Below are 15,026 nucleotides of genomic sequence, written 5' to 3'. Positions count from 1 at the left end.
CAGATCTTCGACGAAGGAGAATTGCAGCCGATCCACCAATGCCGTCACCGGGGAGCTTGCGGGTCGGACGACGGATCCTTCGTGGCCTGCAGCTCGCCCGCCGGCAGCCGGTCGGCGCCCCAGCTGCGCTCGACGTAGCCGATGATCCGCGCGACGTCCTCGGTGGGCACGCTCTCCGGTTCCCCGCGCTCGAGCGGGTCGGCGTGGAAGATGTAGAGCCGCGAGGCGAACTGGTCGAACGGCAGCGAGGCCTCACCGAACCGCTCACCGTTGCCCGCGGTGGAGACCACGACGCCGTCGCCCCAGTCCTGGCCGCTGTCGTTGTTCGGATTGAAGAAGTACACCCGCATGACGTCCTGCGGATCCGGCGCGACCCGCAGGATCGTGATCGCGTGCCAGCCGACGTAGCGGGCCGCGCTGTCGGTGACGGCGACGCCCGCCGGCTGCGGATGGATCACCGGTTGCCCGCCGTTGTAGGACGGGTGGTAGCTCGCGTGGAACTGCCGCAGGAACCCATCGAGGTCGACCAGCCTGCCGGTCGCCACCTCGACGTTGATCCAGAACCCGCGGGCCGCCCACCAGCCGTGGAACTCCGGGTTGACCCACCGGTGCGGGTCCCCGAGCCGATCGGCGCAGCGCCTGCCCATCTCGGCGTAGATCCGGTCCAGATGGGGCACCACCAGCAGCGACACGGGATCGAGGTCCGTGGGCAGCGTGCTCGCGACCCCGGAGGCGCTGTCCTTCGACGAGACCGGCTGCCCCTCGAAATGCATGATGATCTCGTCGTCGCGGGCCGCCCAGACCACCACCTGCAGCAGGTAGTCCGGGTCGTTGTAGGCCCACATCGACAACGCGCGAGCCGACTGGCAGGTCGGATTGTCGCCCTGCCCGACGCCGAGCGGTTGACCCAGCATCGACAGCACCCCGGCGGTCAGCCGCGCCTTCGGCTCCGGCTGGTCGCCGAACACGGTCGTCAACCGCTCCCGCGCGACCGGGGAAAGGTCGAGAGCCAACTGGCGCCACAGCGCGGGGACCACCGGAGGCTCGTAGAGGATGCCGCGGTCGAGCAGCAGCGCGAGCCCGTAGATGCACTGCGCGGTCTGCGGGTGCACAGCTTCCTCGATCAGCCGATGCACCAGGTCGCGGTAGCGCAGCAGGCAGTTGCGGCCGGTATCGGCCAGCCCGAGCGCCTCGCCGACCAGGTAGTCGCTCTCGTGCAGCAGGAACCGCAGCAGCTCGGCGTGGTAGGGCGACACCAGACCGGTGTCGTGCATCGCCCGGGCGAACCCGCTGGCCTCGTACTGCAGACCGCCGGTGTCCATCGCTTCCAGCCTGGCGCGGAAGACCTCGAGGCCCGGGTCGTCCCGGCACGCCTCGGTGGTCCCGAACAGGCTGGTGATGAGCCGGTCGAGCCCCTGCCCCGCCGACGCACCGAGGTCGACGTCCGGATCGCCGCGGTAGATCGCGATCCGGGTGATCAGCGACTGCACCTGGTCGACCTGGATCGGTCGCTGGCGCAGGATCCGCCAGATCTCGTCGACCAGCTTGTCCAGCACGCTGTCGTAGCCGATCTCGTCGGCGAGATGCCGGAACAGGTCCCGGATCAGCCGCGCGGTCCGCCCCTGCCGGGCCCGCTCCGCCTCGCTGGGCGAGGTGAACAGCAGCTCCAGGTTCATCGCCAGGACCTGGGACAAGAACTGGCGAGCCTCGTCGGCGGAGAACGTCGGGTGCGCGAACTCGCCGCGGGCGATGGCGAGCATCCGCAGTTCGCTGGTCGCCTCCACCACGACGGTGTCCACGTCCCCGCTGCGCAGCCCGGGGCCGACCAGCGAAGGGAGCAGGATCTCCGGCGAGGCCCAGTCAGTCCCCGAGAACAGGCCGGCTTCCTCCAGAGCCTGCGCCCGGGCCTGGACCGCCGCGGCGCCGCCCGGTTGCAGCAGCACCCGCCGCAACGCTTCCAGGACCCGCCGCAGCTTCGTGTGCTTTCCGAAGTCGGGGGCCTCGGCCATGGCGTGAACGGCGGCGTCGAGCGAGGTCACGCGCTTGTCCAGCGTCGTGACCTCACCTGTGACGTCGGCAGTCGGTTTCAAGGGGTTCCCTCTGGTAGGTCTCCTGCGTCCGCGGAGTCGTCAGACGTAGAAGTCGAGCTCTTCCTGCTTCTTCAACAGATCGCGCATCCGGTAGGGATCATCACCGAAGAAGTACACCAGACCCCAGTGATTGCCGAACGCGGTCCTCTTGGTGACCGTCTCCTCCAGGGGTGCCGAGAGGTCGTGCGACTCATAGTAGTCGTCGTCCTCGGTCTCCTCCGGGATCTGCAGTTCGTTGACGACCCGGAGGCGCGGGTAGACGCCGAAGCAGCCCGCGACCCCGGACGCGTCGACGACCTCGCGCGGGAAGAAGGCGTCGATCTCCTCCTCGGTCGTCTTCGGGTCGAAGGCCAGCACCAGCCCCTGGTAGGCGTTGAACCCGTACGCCCGCTCGAGCAGTTCGAAAACCTTGAAGCCCGGCGGCCGGTAGGCGACCTCTCCGAAGTACATCTCGCCGTCACTGGTGACGAAGTACTCCGGGTGCACGAATCCGAACTCGATGTCGAAGGTCTTGATCAGCTTCTCGATCTGCGCCGTGATCTGCGGCCTGTACCGCTCCAGCTCCGGGGTCGCCGGGACGAACACCGAGTAACCGAGCGTGACGTACTCGGAAATGTTGAGAAATTTGATCTTCCCGTTGTGTATCCACGCCTCGACGGCGAACTCCCAGCCGTCGAGGTGCGACTCCATGAGGACCGGGAACTCCTCGTCCGGAATCGAGTCGATCTCGTCAGGGGTGCGGATGACGCGGTGTCCCAGGCAGCCGGCCTTGTCGAACGCCTTGAGGTGGATCGGATCGTTCGGGTCGCCGTCGAGCTTGAGCAGCGTCTGGTTGACGCGCTTGAGGAAGCGGATCACGTCGTCCCGGTCGTGGGCCTCCTCGAAGATCCCGACCCGGATCCCGCCGAGCTGCGCGCGCCGCTTCATCAACGCCTTGTCCCGCAGCAGCATGGCTTGGCCGAACAGGCGCGGGTTTCCCAGCAGAACGGAGTTGATCGCCCCGGCCCACTCCACCGTCTCCTCGAACAGCGGGATCGCGACGTCGACGCCCTCCGCCTTGAGGGTTTCGGCGATCTCCATGGAGCGGTCGTTGAGCCGCTCGAAGTTCCATCGCAGGTAAGGAATGTCATGTTCGGAGCAGTACTTCTCCGCCCAGTCCGGCGCCACGACGACATAACGCCGATCGAACCGGTCGAGAGCCTCCACCGCGTTGAGACTCCACCCGAGAAGTGCTACGTATCCCTTGTCCGAATTCTTGATGGCCGGTTCGGGCTGTGGCATGGACCGCTCCTCCGCATCGGCACACTCTGTCGCGACGTATCGCGGACACAACCGTACCCGGAAATGATGTTCCCTCAGCACGCCGAAACGAAGAATCCGGCGATCCCCTGCCCTGACCTGGCATTCCTGCTAGTAACAGCACCAATCGGCGCAGTCGACCACAGTGAGTCGGCGGCAGCATCGCAGGTCCGGAACGCCTCGTGATTTGCTTGCCTTGGAGCAAGCTGTTGGGCCACGCGCTGGGCGCATGAACCGTTCTGCGAGCACGCTACCGGAGTGGAAACCCTGTCGACGTCTCACCTGGTCGCAGTATGCTGCAGCCGTCGCCGATGCGAAACGCACACACCTCGACGACCGAGCGCTGTTCGCCTGCTTATCACTGTCCGATGTGGACAATAAGCACGCCCGTGTTCACCACACCCAAAACCAAAACCAGCCAAGACTGGATCGGGCTCTCCTCACGAGTCGTCGACGCGCGGCGGTGCGATGCGGAAGTTCAGGCGTTGGCCGGGTAGTCGTCGTAGAATCCCTGGCCGGTCTTGACGCCGAGGCGGCCCGCATCGACGTACTTCTTCAGCAGCTCGCGGGGTCCGGCGGGCAGGCCAGGGTGCTCGGCGGCGTAGTGCTCCTCGATGTCCAGGACGACATCCAGCCCTACCTGGTCCATCATCCGGAACGGGCCGGCCGGGGTGCCCGAGTTGATCTGCCACATCTGGTCGACGTCCTGCGGGGTGGAGACGCCCTCCGCGACCACTGCCAGGGACTCGCGTTTGATGGCAGCCCAGATGCGGTTGAAGATGAAGCCGGTCGACTCCTTGTGCGCTTCGAAGGGGAAGACACCGTACTTGGGCAGTTCCTCCTTGAGGAGGCCGAGCACCGCCGGGTCGGTGTGCCCGTCCGACATCAGATCGATCGCGTTCTGCGCCGGCGGCATGTAGAAGTGCATGTTCACCACTCGCTCGGGGTGGGCGACCCGGTCGATGAACTGGCTGGTCGGGTACGAGGAGGAGTTGCTGGCCAGGATCGCGTCGGGCTCGGCGTCGGCGTCCAGGTCGGCGAAGAGGCTCTTCTTCAAGTCGAGCCGCTCCGGTACCGCCTCAACGGCCAGCCAGGCCCCGGCGAGCGCCTGGTCGAGGTCGTCGGTGACCTCGACCCGCCCCGGGGTGCCGCCCTCGACGCGGGTGGCCACCTCGGCGACGTTCTGCTCGACGTATGCCTTCGCCGCGTCGCCCGCGGGCCCGGACTTGTCGTAGATCCGCACCACGCCGCCGCGGGTGGTGAACATCAGCGCGATCCGCCGCCCCAGGGTGCCCGCGCCGATGACGGCCACCGGCCGGTGCTCCATATCAGTGGGAAGGGTGAAACCCATCTTCCGTTCATCTCCTCGGCTGCACCGCTCCCCGGCGGTGGATCGTGCGGTTCCGGACTGATTCCTGATGTGATGGCTGGTTGGTGCGATTCATCGAACCCTCTCGGGTCACGCGGGGAGCAGTAGGCACAACCCCGTGATCGGGTCCGGCAGAGTGACGATCTCGCGTGGTGTCTCCCCCGCGGCGGGGCCGTCGGGGAGCGGGATGGCGCGCAGGTGGCCTCCGAGGTCGCAGACGTAGGCGAAGCCGGCGTCGTGGTCGACGGCGAGGCCGATCGCCTCGCTGAAGCCGGTAGCGAGGATCTCGGGGGCGCGCCCCGTGGTGCCGGGTGCAGGCAGGGGCGCCCGGTTCAAGGTGTTCCCGTGCGGAGGGGCGCCGCGGTCGGTCCAGTAGAGCCAGTCGCCGTCCAGGTGCAGGTCGATGGGCTCGGGCAGGCCACTCCAGAGCAGCTCGACATCGGAGCGGTTCGCGGCCGCCTCTCCGGCGGGGAACTCCAAGCCCGCTCGGAAGATCCGGCCCTCGCCGCCCTTGGCAGGGCCCTTCTGCGTCCAGTACAGATGCCCGCGGTTCCGGTCCACCGCCACGCCGACGCACTCGCCGAGAATGCCGTCCTCGACGGGGGTGACCACCAGGTCGGTGAGGCCGGTGCCGTCGGTGCGGACCCGAGTGACGCGGTGTCCCTCGCGGTCGCCCCAGTACAGCGACCCGGCGTCGTCGTGGGTGAGCTGCTTGCCCGTGGTGATCACGCCGGTGGGGACCACGTCACGCCGAGCCCCGGTGTCGAGGTCGAGGGCGTGCAGGCCGCCATTGCGCCGGGAGAAGTCCAGTCCGGCCTCGCCGGGAATCGAGGGGTCGACGATCGGCGCGCCCATGGTGGTCCAGTACACGGTGCCCTGATCGACCGTGATGCCGTCCGGGCCGGGGCCGGTGTCCTCGACGAGGGTGCGCACCGTGCAGTCCTCGATGTCGATCCGCAGCACGCGTCCCGGCACGAGTTGAAGTGCCAGCAATTCCTTCGCCACGATGGCCACCTGCAGTGCTTGTTCGACGTTCTTGGCGTGTCCGCGTGTCCAGCACCGCAGTGGGCGGCCTGTCACCAGAACCAGTCAACACCTGAGCAGCGAAGTCTGTCCAATATATGATCTGGTCATGAGTGATATGGCTGGGGATATCAGCTTCTCTCGACGACTGCTGGAACAATTTCTCGCGGTGGTTCAGGAACAGCACTTCGGCCGAGCCGCCGAACTCCTCGGAATGAGCCAGCCGCCCCTCAGCCAGTCCATCCAGCGACTGGAGCGGACAGTCGGCGTGCGGCTGCTGGAACGCGGTTCCGGCGGAGTGCGGACCACCCCCGCCGGTGCGGCGTTCGCCGACGACGCACGGCGTCTGCTGGACCTGCAGACCGCCGCCGTCACCCGCGCCCGGCGGATCGCGGCCGGACTGGACGGCGAAGTGCGGGTCGGCTACGTCAGCCTGCTCAGCCACCTCTACCTGCCGACCCTGCTGCGCGCGGGCGCAGAAGAGCTCCCCGGTCTTCGCGTGCGCCTGCTGCACGGGTCATCGGCGGCCCTGGTGGACCAGATACGCACCGGCATCCTGGACCTGGCTTTCGTGCGTGACCCGGCCCGGTTGGGCGAGGACCTGGTCGCGACGGTCGTCGCCACCGAGCGGATCAGCGCCGCCGTGCCGTCCGGACACCCGCTGGCCGGTGCCGGTGCGATCGACCTGGCCCAACTGCGCGAGGAAGAATTCGTCGTACCCGACCCGGCCGCCTTGCCCACGCTCGCCGGACAGCTGCAACTCGCCTGCCGCCAAGCAGGTTTCACGCCCCGCACGGCCGCCGTCGCGGACGACCTCAGCGGCCTGCTCGGCTACGTCGCGGCCGGGCTGTGCGTCAGCTTGCTACCCGAAGGGCTGCGCAACCTCGCGGTCGACGGTGTCAGCTTCGTCCCGCTCACCGGGCCCGGGGCCGACCTCGACACCACCGTGCACGCCGTCCACCGACCCGACCCCGATGCCGCGGTCACCCGCTTGCTCTCCGTGATCACCGGCCCACGCTCACCTTTCGACGCAACCGACCCCGCGCATGGTCTCACCACCGGCCCAGCCGACTGAGCCGGTTGTCGCTGGTCAGGCTCGGTCGGTCGTCACGACCCGCAGCGATCGTGCAAGTTTCGGTCGGCAGTCAGTTGGCGCGTTGGTGGAGGGCTTTGATCGCCAGCGGGTAAGCCTGCACTCCCAGTCCGATGATGATTCCCGTTGCCACTGGGGAGATGCAGGAGTGGTGGCGGAAGGGTTCCCGGTTGTGGACGTTGGAGAGGTGCAGCTCGATCACCGGGAGCTCGACGCCTTCGATCGCGTCGTGCAGGGCCACCGAGGTGTGCGTGTAGGCACCCGGGTTGAACACCGCGCCGATCGACTCGCCGGCCTTGACATCCCTGCCGGCCTCGTGGATCCAGTCGATCAGCTCGCCTTCGTGGTTGGACTGCCGGAAGACCAGGTCAACACCGAGTTCGGCGGCCGTCTCGCGGCACATCTGCTGAACGGTGTCCAACGTGGCGGTGCCGTAGACCTCTGGTTTGCGGGTGCCGAGGAGGTTCAGGTTGGGGCCGTTGAGCACGTGGACGGTTGTCACGGTTTTCCTTTCGCATGGGCAGAAGTCCGCAGCGGGGCGCGCATTCCCCGCTGCGGATTCGAGGTTCAGGCGGTGGCCCTGATCCGGTCGTAGTCCTCGCGGGGGACCGGGGTCGCCCCCGGCTCGCCGAGGGATTCCAATGGGACGCGGTGCGGTTCCGGTGCCGTCCACGCCCCGATCGCGGCCAGCACGCAACTGACCAGGACGACACTGCCCACGGCCAGCGGCACGTTGATTCCGGACCCCGGTCCGGCGACCAAGCTGTTGATGGTGGGGATGAATCCGGTGACCGCGACACCGATCTGCGAAGCGATGGCGACCGCCGTCACCCGGATGCGCGTCGGGAACAGCTCCTGCCAGAACGCCGGGAACACCGCGTTGTAACCCTGGTAGACGATGCCCCACATCAGGATCGCTGTGATCAGCGCCAGGATCGGGCTGCGCGCGCTGATGAAGAACAGGTAGGCGTACATCAGCACTCCGGCGCCGAGGGTGCCGACGACGAAGACCGGGCGGCGGCCGATCCGGTCGGACAGCCGGCCGACGAACGGGATCACCAGGACCGCCGTGATGTTTCCGAGGACCGGGATCCACAGGAACATCGTCTTGTCCAGCTCCAGGCCGTAGCCCGGCTGCGTCGCGTAGGCCATGCCGAATACCGTGGTGGTGACCGCGACCGCGTTGACGAAGGTCATCAGGAACACCCGCACCAAGTTCGCCCTGTGCTGCCGGAAGACCTGGCTGATCGGCGCCTTGGCCGCCGCCCGCTGGGACTGCTGTTCGCGGAAGGCAGGGGTTTCGTCGACGTTGCGCCGGATGTAGTAGCCGACGAGCACCACGACGAAACTCATCCAGAACGGGATCCGCCAGCCCCAGCCCTGGAAGGCGTCGTCGGCCAGCAGCGCGGTCAGCGGGATGAACACCGCCGCCGCGATGATCTGTCCTGCCTGGGTGCCCTGCAAGGTGAAACTGCAGTAATATCCGCGTTTCCCGAACGGCGCGTGTTCCAGGATCATCGCGTTGGCACCGGCCTGCTCACCGGAGACCGCGAAGCCCTGCATCAGCCGCAGGACGACCAGCAGGATCGGGGCCCACATGCCGATGGTCTCGTAGGAGGGCAGGCAACCGACCAGGAACGTCGAGGCTCCCATCAAGAACATGCACAGCACCAGCACGTTCTTCCGGCCGTGCCGGTCGCCCCAGCGGCCCAGCACGAACGCGCCGAGCGGGCGCGCCACGTAGGCCACGCCGAAGGTCGCCAGCGACGCCATGATCGCGACCGTCGGATTCCCCTTGGGGAAGAACAGCTGCGGGAAGACCAGGGACGCAGCGCTGGCGTAGACGAAGAAGTCGTAGTACTCCAGGGCGCTGCCGATCCAGCCGCTGGCCGCGGCCTTCTTCGGGGTTCTACCGCTCGCTGCGGTGGATGTGCTCATCGGGGGGCTCCTACGTCGTTGGAAGAGGCGAAGTGGCGGATCAGTCGGCTAGCCGGACTTTCCGGCCGGTTCGGGATGATTCGTAGATCGCCTGGACGATCTGCAGCGCGTGGCTGGCGCTGACGCCGTCGATCTCTGGGGCGCGGTCGGCGGCGATCGCGGTCAGGAACTCCTCGACCTGCAGCCGGTGGTAGGGCATCAGCCGCTCGTGGATGGCGGAAAGCGGCGGGTCGGAGTCGATGGCCGGATCCCAGGGCAGCGCGTACTCCTCCTGGCCGAGTACTGCCCAAACGTCGTTGCAGGCGGGCTGTCCCTCCGGGAACTCCGTGATGCTCGCGGTCGCCCCGTTGTCGCCGGTCACCGCGACCCGCGCCCCGAGGCCCGGCGCGGCGATGCTGGTGGCTCGGATGGTGGCGAGCGCGCCGCTGGTGAACTCCACGGTGGCCACTGCGGTGTCTTCGACCTCGATGTAGTCGCCGTGGCGAAACGTCGAGATGTGCCCGGTGACGGTTCTGGCCGGGCCGAGGAACCACTGAAGGAGGTCGATGTAGTGGATTCCCTGGTTCATCAGCACCCCGCCGCCCTCGGTGCTCCACTTGCCCCGCCAGGCGTCGGCCTCGAAGTACGCGCGGTCGCGGCCGAGTTGGACGGTGCACTCGCCGAGCACCGGGGTGCCGAACAGCCCGTCGTCGATGGCCGCTCGGATGCGGCGGGCGGCCGGCCAGTAACGACGCTGGAACAGCACACCTAGTCGCACCCCGGCGTCGCGGGCCGCATCGATCATGCGCTGGGCCGAATCCAGTTCTACGGCAAGGGGTTTCTCGCACAAGACGTGGGCGCCTGCGGCAACGGCTTCCAGAACCAGTTTCTCGTGCGTGGGGTGCGGGGTGCAGATGCAGACGACGTCTGGGGATTGCTCGGCGAGCAGGGTCGAGAAATCGGAGTAGACCGCACCGGTGCCGAACCGGTCGCGCAATGCCTCGGCTCGGCCGAGCTCCGGGTCGCAGAAGGCAGTGAGCTCGGCGTCCTGGAACGCATGCACCGCGGTCGCGTGGTTCACCGAGATCTTGCCGCAACCCACGATTGCGACGCGAAGTGCGCTCATGGCTTTTTCCTTTCGCCGAATCCGCTCGGGACGTCCGGCAAAGAACAGAAGTTAACCGCATCGTGAGAGCGGTTTACGTGATGCGAACACGATGCCGCCAACACCTGAAGCCAGTCAATACTCTCGACCGAATAGTGACAGCAGTTGCCACGATGTGAGAGCATCTCTTTCGTGGGAACCAAACAGGACCAGGGCAAGACCGACATGGTCGGGAAGGCGCTGCGGCTGCTCGTGCTGCTCGGTGACCAGCCCGACGGCACGAACGCCTCCGAGCTGTCGCGGTTGGCCGACCTGCCGTTCAGCACCACCTACCGACTGCTCGGCTCGCTGACCCGCAACGGCTTCGTCCAGCTCGACCCGGACAGCCGCCGCTACCGCCTCGGCCTGCGGGTCTTCCAGCTCGGCCAGCGGGTGGCGCATGCGCACGGCTTCGCCGGAGCCGCACTACCGGTGCTGCAACGGGTCACCGAGACCACCCACGAAGCCACCCTGCTGCAGGTCGTCGACGACGACCGGGTGCTGACCGCGCAGAAGGTCGACGGCCCGCAGAAGTACCGCATCACCAGCGATCCGGGCGGGCACGAGCTGCTGCACTCGACCTCCAGCGGCAAGGTCCTGGTGGCCTTCAGCGAACCAGCCGAAAGCAAGCGGCTGGTGGCCGAACTCGATCTCGCCGAGCGCTGCCCCAACACCATCACCGCCCGCGAGGTGTTCCGCCAGGAGATCGAGCGGATCCAACAGCGCGGCTACGCCACCAACGACGAGGAGAACGACCCGGGCATGCGCGCGATCGCCGTGCCGGTCCTGGACTCGCGCGGGATCGCCATCGCATCGCTGGCCACAGCCGTCCCCGCATTCCGGTACTCGGTCGACGAACTCACCCAGTTCGTACCGCTGCTGAAAGAAGCCGCCGAAGAACTCGCCGTTCGCCTGCCGTTGCACTGACCCTTGAACAGAAGGTGGGCCCATGTGTGCCGCTGAGCGGAACGTTCCCGACGTCGCCGTCGCACGGGTCGCAGCGGTGCTGGGCGCGTTCGACCCGCAGCACGCCGAACTGCGGGTGTCGGAGATCGCCAGGCGGGCCGGGCTGCCGAAGTCGACCACCTCGCGGCTGGTGCGGGACCTGGTCGTGCACCGCTTCCTGGAACGCGACGGCCCGGCGCTGCATCTGGGTGCCAGGTTGTTCGAGTTCGGCGAGCTCGCATCGCGGTATCGCAACCTTCGATCGGTCACGCTGCCCCACATGGCAGACCTGCGGGAAGCGACCCGGCAGACGGTGCACCTGGCGGTGCTCGACGGGACCGAAGTCGTGTACGTGGAGATCCTGCGCAGCAAAGACGCCCCGCGGATGCCGTCTCGGGTCGGCGGACGCCTACCCGCACACGCCTCGGCCCTCGGCAAGGCATTGCTCGCCTTCAGCGAAGAGTCCACTGTGGAAGACCTGTGCGCGTGGCCGTTGCGGCGGGTGGGGCCGCGCAGCATCACTGCGCCGGGACTGCTGCGCCAGGAGCTCAAGCGGATCCGGGAAGCCGGACTGGCCTATGAGAGCGAGGAATCCTCTCCCGGCACCGGTTGCGTGGCGAGCCCGATCATCGGCGCGGACGGGATGGCCGCCGCGGCGCTGTCGATCTCCGGATGGAGCGGGAAGCTCAACCTGCGACGCATGGCACCTGCGGTGCGAACCGCCGCGTTGGCGATCAGCCGCGAGCTACGCGGCCCGACACCGGTCGAGAAGTGATCCGCTCATCGGATCGGCTCGACGAAATCCGGATTCGAAGACGGATCGGGAGTTTGTTCCTGTCAGCGGATCAACCGCCTTGTCGGATCGGAGGCCCGCATCGATGCTGCGAGTGGTGCGAAGCCGGCTACGTCGGCGGGCAGGAAGACATGATCATCGACGTGGCGATCGGAATGTCGTCGCGGAAGGAGGTTTCGGCATGAGTTGGGACATCGACCGGGCGGTCACCGAACTCCTCGACCGCGAATCGACCAAGACCGACGGTGGCCGCATCACCGACGAATGGCCCGGCCTGGACCTGCCGACGGCGTACCAGGTGCAGGACGCGCTGCTGCGGCGCAAGATCGATGCCGGCGAGCAGCTGGTCGGGGTCAAGCTCGGCTTGACCTCGCGGGCCAAGCAGCAGCGGATGGGCATCGAGTCCCCGCTGACTGCCTGGTTGACCGATGCGATGGAGCTGCCGGTCGGTGCCCCGGTACGCCTCGACGAGCTGATCCACCCGCGGATCGAACCGGAGATCGTGTTCGTCATGGGCGATCGGCTGGCCGGTCCGGGCGTTACCGCCGCGACCGCGATGCGGGCGGTTCGCAGCGTGCACGCGGGTTTCGAGGTGATCGACAGCCGCTACCGCGATTTCAGCTTCGCGCTGCCGGACGTGGTGGCCGACAACGCCTCTTCGTCGCGGTTCGTGTTCAGCGGCGACGGTGTCTCCCCGGATGGCCTGGACCTCGCGCTGGAGGGCTGCCTGCTCGGCATCGACGGCCAAGTCGTCGACTCCGCAACCGGTGCCGCCGTGCAGGGCCACCCCGGCGAAGCGCTGGCCTTGGCGGCCAACGCCCTAGGCGCTCGGGGCATCGAGATCGAACCAGGTTGGGTGGTGCTCACCGGCGGGCTCACCGACGCGGTCTTCCTCGAACCGGGTCGCGAGGTCTCCGCCGAGTTCACCAACCTCGGAACACTTCGCGTGGTGGGGAGCTGACGATGCCACTGGTCGAAATCAGCTTGCTGGCCGGACGCTCCCCGGAACAGATCCGCGAACTCATCCACCAGGTGCACAACGCGGTCCAGACGTCCCTGGACGCCCCGCCGGAAAGCATCCGCGTCCTCATCCGCGAAATGCCGCCCGAGCACTGGGCGGTCGGCGATGTCACCAAAGCAGAGCAGAAGGAGGCATCCGGTGGCTGAACGACCTTCCACCGTCGAGGAGTTCCGCGCGACCTACGAAGACATGCTCGGTTTCGTGCCGCCGCGCGTGGCATCGCGCTTCGAACAGGGCGAACCCGAAGTGCTCTTGGCGCAGGAGCGGTTGCGCAACCTGATCATGTACCCGGAGGCGCTGGACCAGAAGATCGTGCAGCTCGTCCTCTTCGGCATCCTGCACGCCAAGCTCAGCGACGCCGCGAAGCTGCACGGCCTGGCCGCGCTGCGCGCCGGGGCGAGCTGGGAAGAGCTGCGCGCCGTGATCGACCTGGCGTTCCTGTTCACCGGGTACTCCGCGGCCAATCGCGGTCCCCAACTGCTGGCCGACATCGCCGACCTGGAGAAGAAGTCCCATGGCTGAAACACCCGAGCCGATGTACGAGCTGGCGCACCTGGGCCACGCCGAACTGCTGACCCCGGCCTACGACCGCAGCCTCGAGTTCTTCGTCGACGTCTACGGCCTGGACCTGGTGCACGAGTCGGACGGGAGCGCCTACCTGCGCGCCTGGAGCGACCACGACCTGACCACCCTGAAGCTGACCGCCGCCGACCAAGCCGGTCTGGGCCACGTCGCCTGGCGCGCGGTCAGCCCGCAGGCGCTGGAACGTCGCGTCGCGGCGCTGGAAGCGCGCGGGATCCGGGGCGAGTGGATCGACGGCGACTTCGGGCACGGCAAGGCCTACTCGTTCGTGTCGCCGAGCGGACAGCGCATGGAGCTCTACTACGAGACCGAGAAGTACCGTGCGCCGCGAGGAAAAGCTTCCTTCCTGCCGAACCAGCCGCAGTCCTCGGTGGCACGCGGTGTCGGCGCCGCGCGGATCGACCACATCAACGTGCTGGCGCAGGACGTTCCCGCCGCACGCGAGTTCATGTCCGAAACGCTCGGGTTCAAACTGCGCGAGCACCTGATCCCGCCCGGCCAACCCGAGGTCGGGGCGTGGTTGAGCCTGATGAACAAGGCCCACGACCTGGCGATCACGAAGGAACCGGCGCAGGCCACCGGCCGGCTGCACCACCTCGCCTATGCGGTGGAGAACCGCGAGGACGTGCTGCGCGCCGCCGACGTGTTCTGCGAACTGGGCACCGACATCGAGTTCGGCCCGGCCAAGCACTCCCGGACGCAGGGCTTCTTCCTGTACGTGCTGGAACCGGGCGGCAACCGGATCGAGGTGTTCTCCGGCGGGTTCCACATCTTCTCCCCCGACTGGGAACCGGTCACCTGGACCACCGAGGGACAGGGCCGCTCCACCGCCTGGGGCTTGGACGTGCCGGCCAGCTTCCACTCGCACGCGACACCGGTGCTGCCATGACCGTTGACCTCACCGCGAGCTTCGTGACCCTCTCCGGCGCGGGTTTCGCCGAACCGGCGCGGATCCCGTTCGCCGAGCGCTGCCGGGCGGCGGCCGATGCCGGATTCACCGGTATCGGCCTGCACGCCGAGGACTACCGGCGAATGCGCGACGCCGGGGTGACCGACGGGGAACTTCGGTCACTGCTGGCCGAACATTCCTTGCGGCTCGACGAAATCGAGTTCCTCAACGGATGGTTGACCGCAGCCGGAACACCGTGCGACGAGGACATCACCGCACTCGGCGCGGCGTTCCAGCCGCATCACGTCACGGCCGGGGAGTTCGGATCCGGAGCGTTCACCGTCGAGGAAGCGGGCGCACGGCTGCGAAAGGTATGCGACCGGTTCGACGGCATGCGGGTTGCCGTCGAAGGTTTCCCTTGGAGCAGCTTGCGGAACGTGGCGACCGCACGCGCCGTCGTCGAAGCTTCCGGCGCCACCAACGCGGGCCTGATGATCGACGTGTGGCATTTCTACAACGGCCGCTCGACGCTCGCCGATCTCGACGGGTTGCCACCGGAACGCATCGTGGCGGTGCAGCTCAACGACGGTCGCATCGTCGACGACGACTTCCGGACCGAAGCTCGCCGCGGCCGCCTCCTGCCTGGCGACGGAGACCTCGACGTCATCGGTCTTGTGCGCGGTCTGCACGAACGCGGGTTCCGCGGCCCCTACTGCATCGAGGTCAACTACCCGGCCTTCCGCGACCAGTCGCCCCAAGACATGGCCCAGAAGAAAACCCCGCTACCGGAAGTAAGGAGTGCCAGCGGCTGAGTTGAAAATCGTGGGGCAAGAGAGTGTCCGAGTCCGAGTCCGAGACTTG

Annotated in this window: 15 protein-coding genes; 8 read left to right on the top strand and 7 right to left on the bottom strand. The window is 67.6% G+C overall.

What is annotated here, in order from left to right; translation table 11 throughout:
- Positions 1-44: 44 nt before the first annotated feature.
- The 4 genes from ABTZ89_RS09295 to ABTZ89_RS09280 form a co-directional block, all read right to left on the bottom strand.
- On the bottom strand, positions 45-2,090 hold the full coding sequence (locus tag ABTZ89_RS09295; protein WP_351042162.1) for a hypothetical protein: 2,046 nt from the start codon (positions 2,088-2,090) through the stop codon (positions 45-47).
- A 39-nt stretch (positions 2,091-2,129) separates the two neighbouring features.
- Positions 2,130-3,371 (bottom strand): ATP-grasp domain-containing protein, encoded by a 1,242-nt coding sequence (locus tag ABTZ89_RS09290; RefSeq protein WP_351042159.1) that lies wholly within the window; start codon positions 3,369-3,371, stop codon positions 2,130-2,132.
- Positions 3,372-3,867: 496 nt separating this feature from the next.
- Complete coding sequence (locus ABTZ89_RS09285; protein ID WP_351042156.1) at positions 3,868-4,740, bottom strand: 3-hydroxyacyl-CoA dehydrogenase family protein; 873 nt, start codon at positions 4,738-4,740, stop codon at positions 3,868-3,870.
- Positions 4,741-4,848: 108 nt separating this feature from the next.
- Positions 4,849-5,763: an SMP-30/gluconolactonase/LRE family protein gene (locus ABTZ89_RS09280; protein ID WP_351042153.1), complete on the bottom strand. Its 915-nt coding sequence runs from the start codon at positions 5,761-5,763 to the stop codon at positions 4,849-4,851.
- Position 5,764: 1 nt separating this feature from the next.
- Here ABTZ89_RS09280 and ABTZ89_RS09275 point away from each other — a divergent pair, with 1 nt between their 5' ends.
- Positions 5,765-6,856, top strand: a complete 1,092-nt coding sequence (locus ABTZ89_RS09275) for a LysR family transcriptional regulator (protein ID WP_351042151.1) — start codon at positions 5,765-5,767, stop codon at positions 6,854-6,856.
- 70 nt (positions 6,857-6,926) lie between these two features.
- Here ABTZ89_RS09275 and aroQ read toward each other — a convergent pair whose 3' ends face one another.
- The 3 genes from aroQ to ABTZ89_RS09260 all read right to left on the bottom strand — a co-directional run bounded on the left by aroQ (position 6,927) and on the right by ABTZ89_RS09260 (position 9,917).
- Positions 6,927-7,376 (bottom strand): type II 3-dehydroquinate dehydratase, encoded by a 450-nt coding sequence (gene aroQ / locus ABTZ89_RS09270; RefSeq protein ID WP_270948720.1) that lies wholly within the window; start codon positions 7,374-7,376, stop codon positions 6,927-6,929.
- A 65-nt stretch (positions 7,377-7,441) separates the two neighbouring features.
- On the bottom strand, positions 7,442-8,812 hold the full coding sequence (locus ABTZ89_RS09265) for an MFS transporter (protein WP_351042147.1): 1,371 nt from the start codon (positions 8,810-8,812) through the stop codon (positions 7,442-7,444).
- Between the two features lie 40 nt (positions 8,813-8,852).
- Entirely contained in the window at positions 8,853-9,917 is a 1,065-nt protein-coding gene (locus ABTZ89_RS09260) for a Gfo/Idh/MocA family protein (RefSeq protein ID WP_351042144.1), read from the bottom strand.
- Between the two features lie 171 nt (positions 9,918-10,088).
- Between ABTZ89_RS09260 and ABTZ89_RS09255 the strand changes: the two genes are divergently transcribed.
- The 7 genes from ABTZ89_RS09255 to ABTZ89_RS09225 all read left to right on the top strand — a co-directional run bounded on the left by ABTZ89_RS09255 (position 10,089) and on the right by ABTZ89_RS09225 (position 14,977).
- Positions 10,089-10,862, top strand: coding sequence for an IclR family transcriptional regulator (locus ABTZ89_RS09255; RefSeq protein WP_351042141.1), 774 nt, complete (start codon positions 10,089-10,091; stop codon positions 10,860-10,862).
- Between the two features lie 22 nt (positions 10,863-10,884).
- The gene (locus ABTZ89_RS09250; RefSeq protein WP_270948716.1) at positions 10,885-11,655 is read left to right on the top strand and encodes an IclR family transcriptional regulator; all 771 of its coding nucleotides are present in this window, start codon (positions 10,885-10,887) and stop codon (positions 11,653-11,655) included.
- 199 nt (positions 11,656-11,854) lie between these two features.
- Positions 11,855-12,634 carry a 2-keto-4-pentenoate hydratase gene (locus ABTZ89_RS09245; protein WP_351042137.1) on the top strand — a complete coding sequence of 260 codons (780 nt, stop codon included), beginning with the start codon at positions 11,855-11,857 and terminating at the stop codon, positions 12,632-12,634.
- 2 nt (positions 12,635-12,636) lie between these two features.
- Positions 12,637-12,840: a 2-hydroxymuconate tautomerase gene (gene thmT / locus ABTZ89_RS09240; protein WP_270948714.1), complete on the top strand. Its 204-nt coding sequence runs from the start codon at positions 12,637-12,639 to the stop codon at positions 12,838-12,840.
- Complete coding sequence (locus ABTZ89_RS09235) at positions 12,833-13,216, top strand: carboxymuconolactone decarboxylase family protein (RefSeq protein WP_351042134.1); 384 nt, start codon at positions 12,833-12,835, stop codon at positions 13,214-13,216. The genes thmT and ABTZ89_RS09235 overlap by 8 nt, the downstream gene beginning before the upstream one ends.
- On the top strand, positions 13,209-14,165 hold the full coding sequence (locus tag ABTZ89_RS09230) for a VOC family protein (protein WP_351042131.1): 957 nt from the start codon (positions 13,209-13,211) through the stop codon (positions 14,163-14,165). Before ABTZ89_RS09235 ends, ABTZ89_RS09230 begins: the two co-directional genes overlap by 8 nt.
- Positions 14,162-14,977: a sugar phosphate isomerase/epimerase family protein gene (locus tag ABTZ89_RS09225; RefSeq protein WP_351042128.1), complete on the top strand. Its 816-nt coding sequence runs from the start codon at positions 14,162-14,164 to the stop codon at positions 14,975-14,977. Before ABTZ89_RS09230 ends, ABTZ89_RS09225 begins: the two co-directional genes overlap by 4 nt.
- The last annotated feature ends 49 nt before the right edge of the window (positions 14,978-15,026 follow it).

This window comes from Saccharopolyspora sp. NPDC002686, from assembly GCF_040295745.1.
In the GTDB taxonomy this organism is placed as follows: Bacteria; Actinomycetota; Actinomycetes; order Mycobacteriales; family Pseudonocardiaceae; genus Saccharopolyspora; species Saccharopolyspora oryzae.
The sequence above is the reverse complement of the archived record's forward strand: the minus strand, read 5'-3'. Positions and strand labels throughout refer to the sequence as shown.

What these genes read in the sequence shown, in the direction of transcription:
- ABTZ89_RS09290 (WP_351042159.1), bottom strand. Translation starts at nt 3,371, where the DNA reads ATGCCACAGCCCGAACCGGCCATCAAGAATTCGGACAAGGGATACGTA.
- ABTZ89_RS09285 (WP_351042156.1), bottom strand. Translation starts at nt 4,740, where the DNA reads ATGGGTTTCACCCTTCCCACTGATATGGAGCACCGGCCGGTGGCCGTC.
- ABTZ89_RS09275 (WP_351042151.1), top strand. Translation starts at nt 5,765, where the DNA reads ATGGCCACCTGCAGTGCTTGTTCGACGTTCTTGGCGTGTCCGCGTGTC.
- ABTZ89_RS09265 (WP_351042147.1), bottom strand. Translation starts at nt 8,812, where the DNA reads ATGAGCACATCCACCGCAGCGAGCGGTAGAACCCCGAAGAAGGCCGCG.
- ABTZ89_RS09260 (WP_351042144.1), bottom strand. Translation starts at nt 9,917, where the DNA reads ATGAGCGCACTTCGCGTCGCAATCGTGGGTTGCGGCAAGATCTCGGTG.
- ABTZ89_RS09250 (WP_270948716.1), top strand. Translation starts at nt 10,885, where the DNA reads ATGTGTGCCGCTGAGCGGAACGTTCCCGACGTCGCCGTCGCACGGGTC.
- ABTZ89_RS09245 (WP_351042137.1), top strand. Translation starts at nt 11,855, where the DNA reads ATGAGTTGGGACATCGACCGGGCGGTCACCGAACTCCTCGACCGCGAA.
- thmT (WP_270948714.1), top strand. Translation starts at nt 12,637, where the DNA reads ATGCCACTGGTCGAAATCAGCTTGCTGGCCGGACGCTCCCCGGAACAG.
- ABTZ89_RS09230 (WP_351042131.1), top strand. Translation starts at nt 13,209, where the DNA reads ATGGCTGAAACACCCGAGCCGATGTACGAGCTGGCGCACCTGGGCCAC.
- ABTZ89_RS09225 (WP_351042128.1), top strand. Translation starts at nt 14,162, where the DNA reads ATGACCGTTGACCTCACCGCGAGCTTCGTGACCCTCTCCGGCGCGGGT.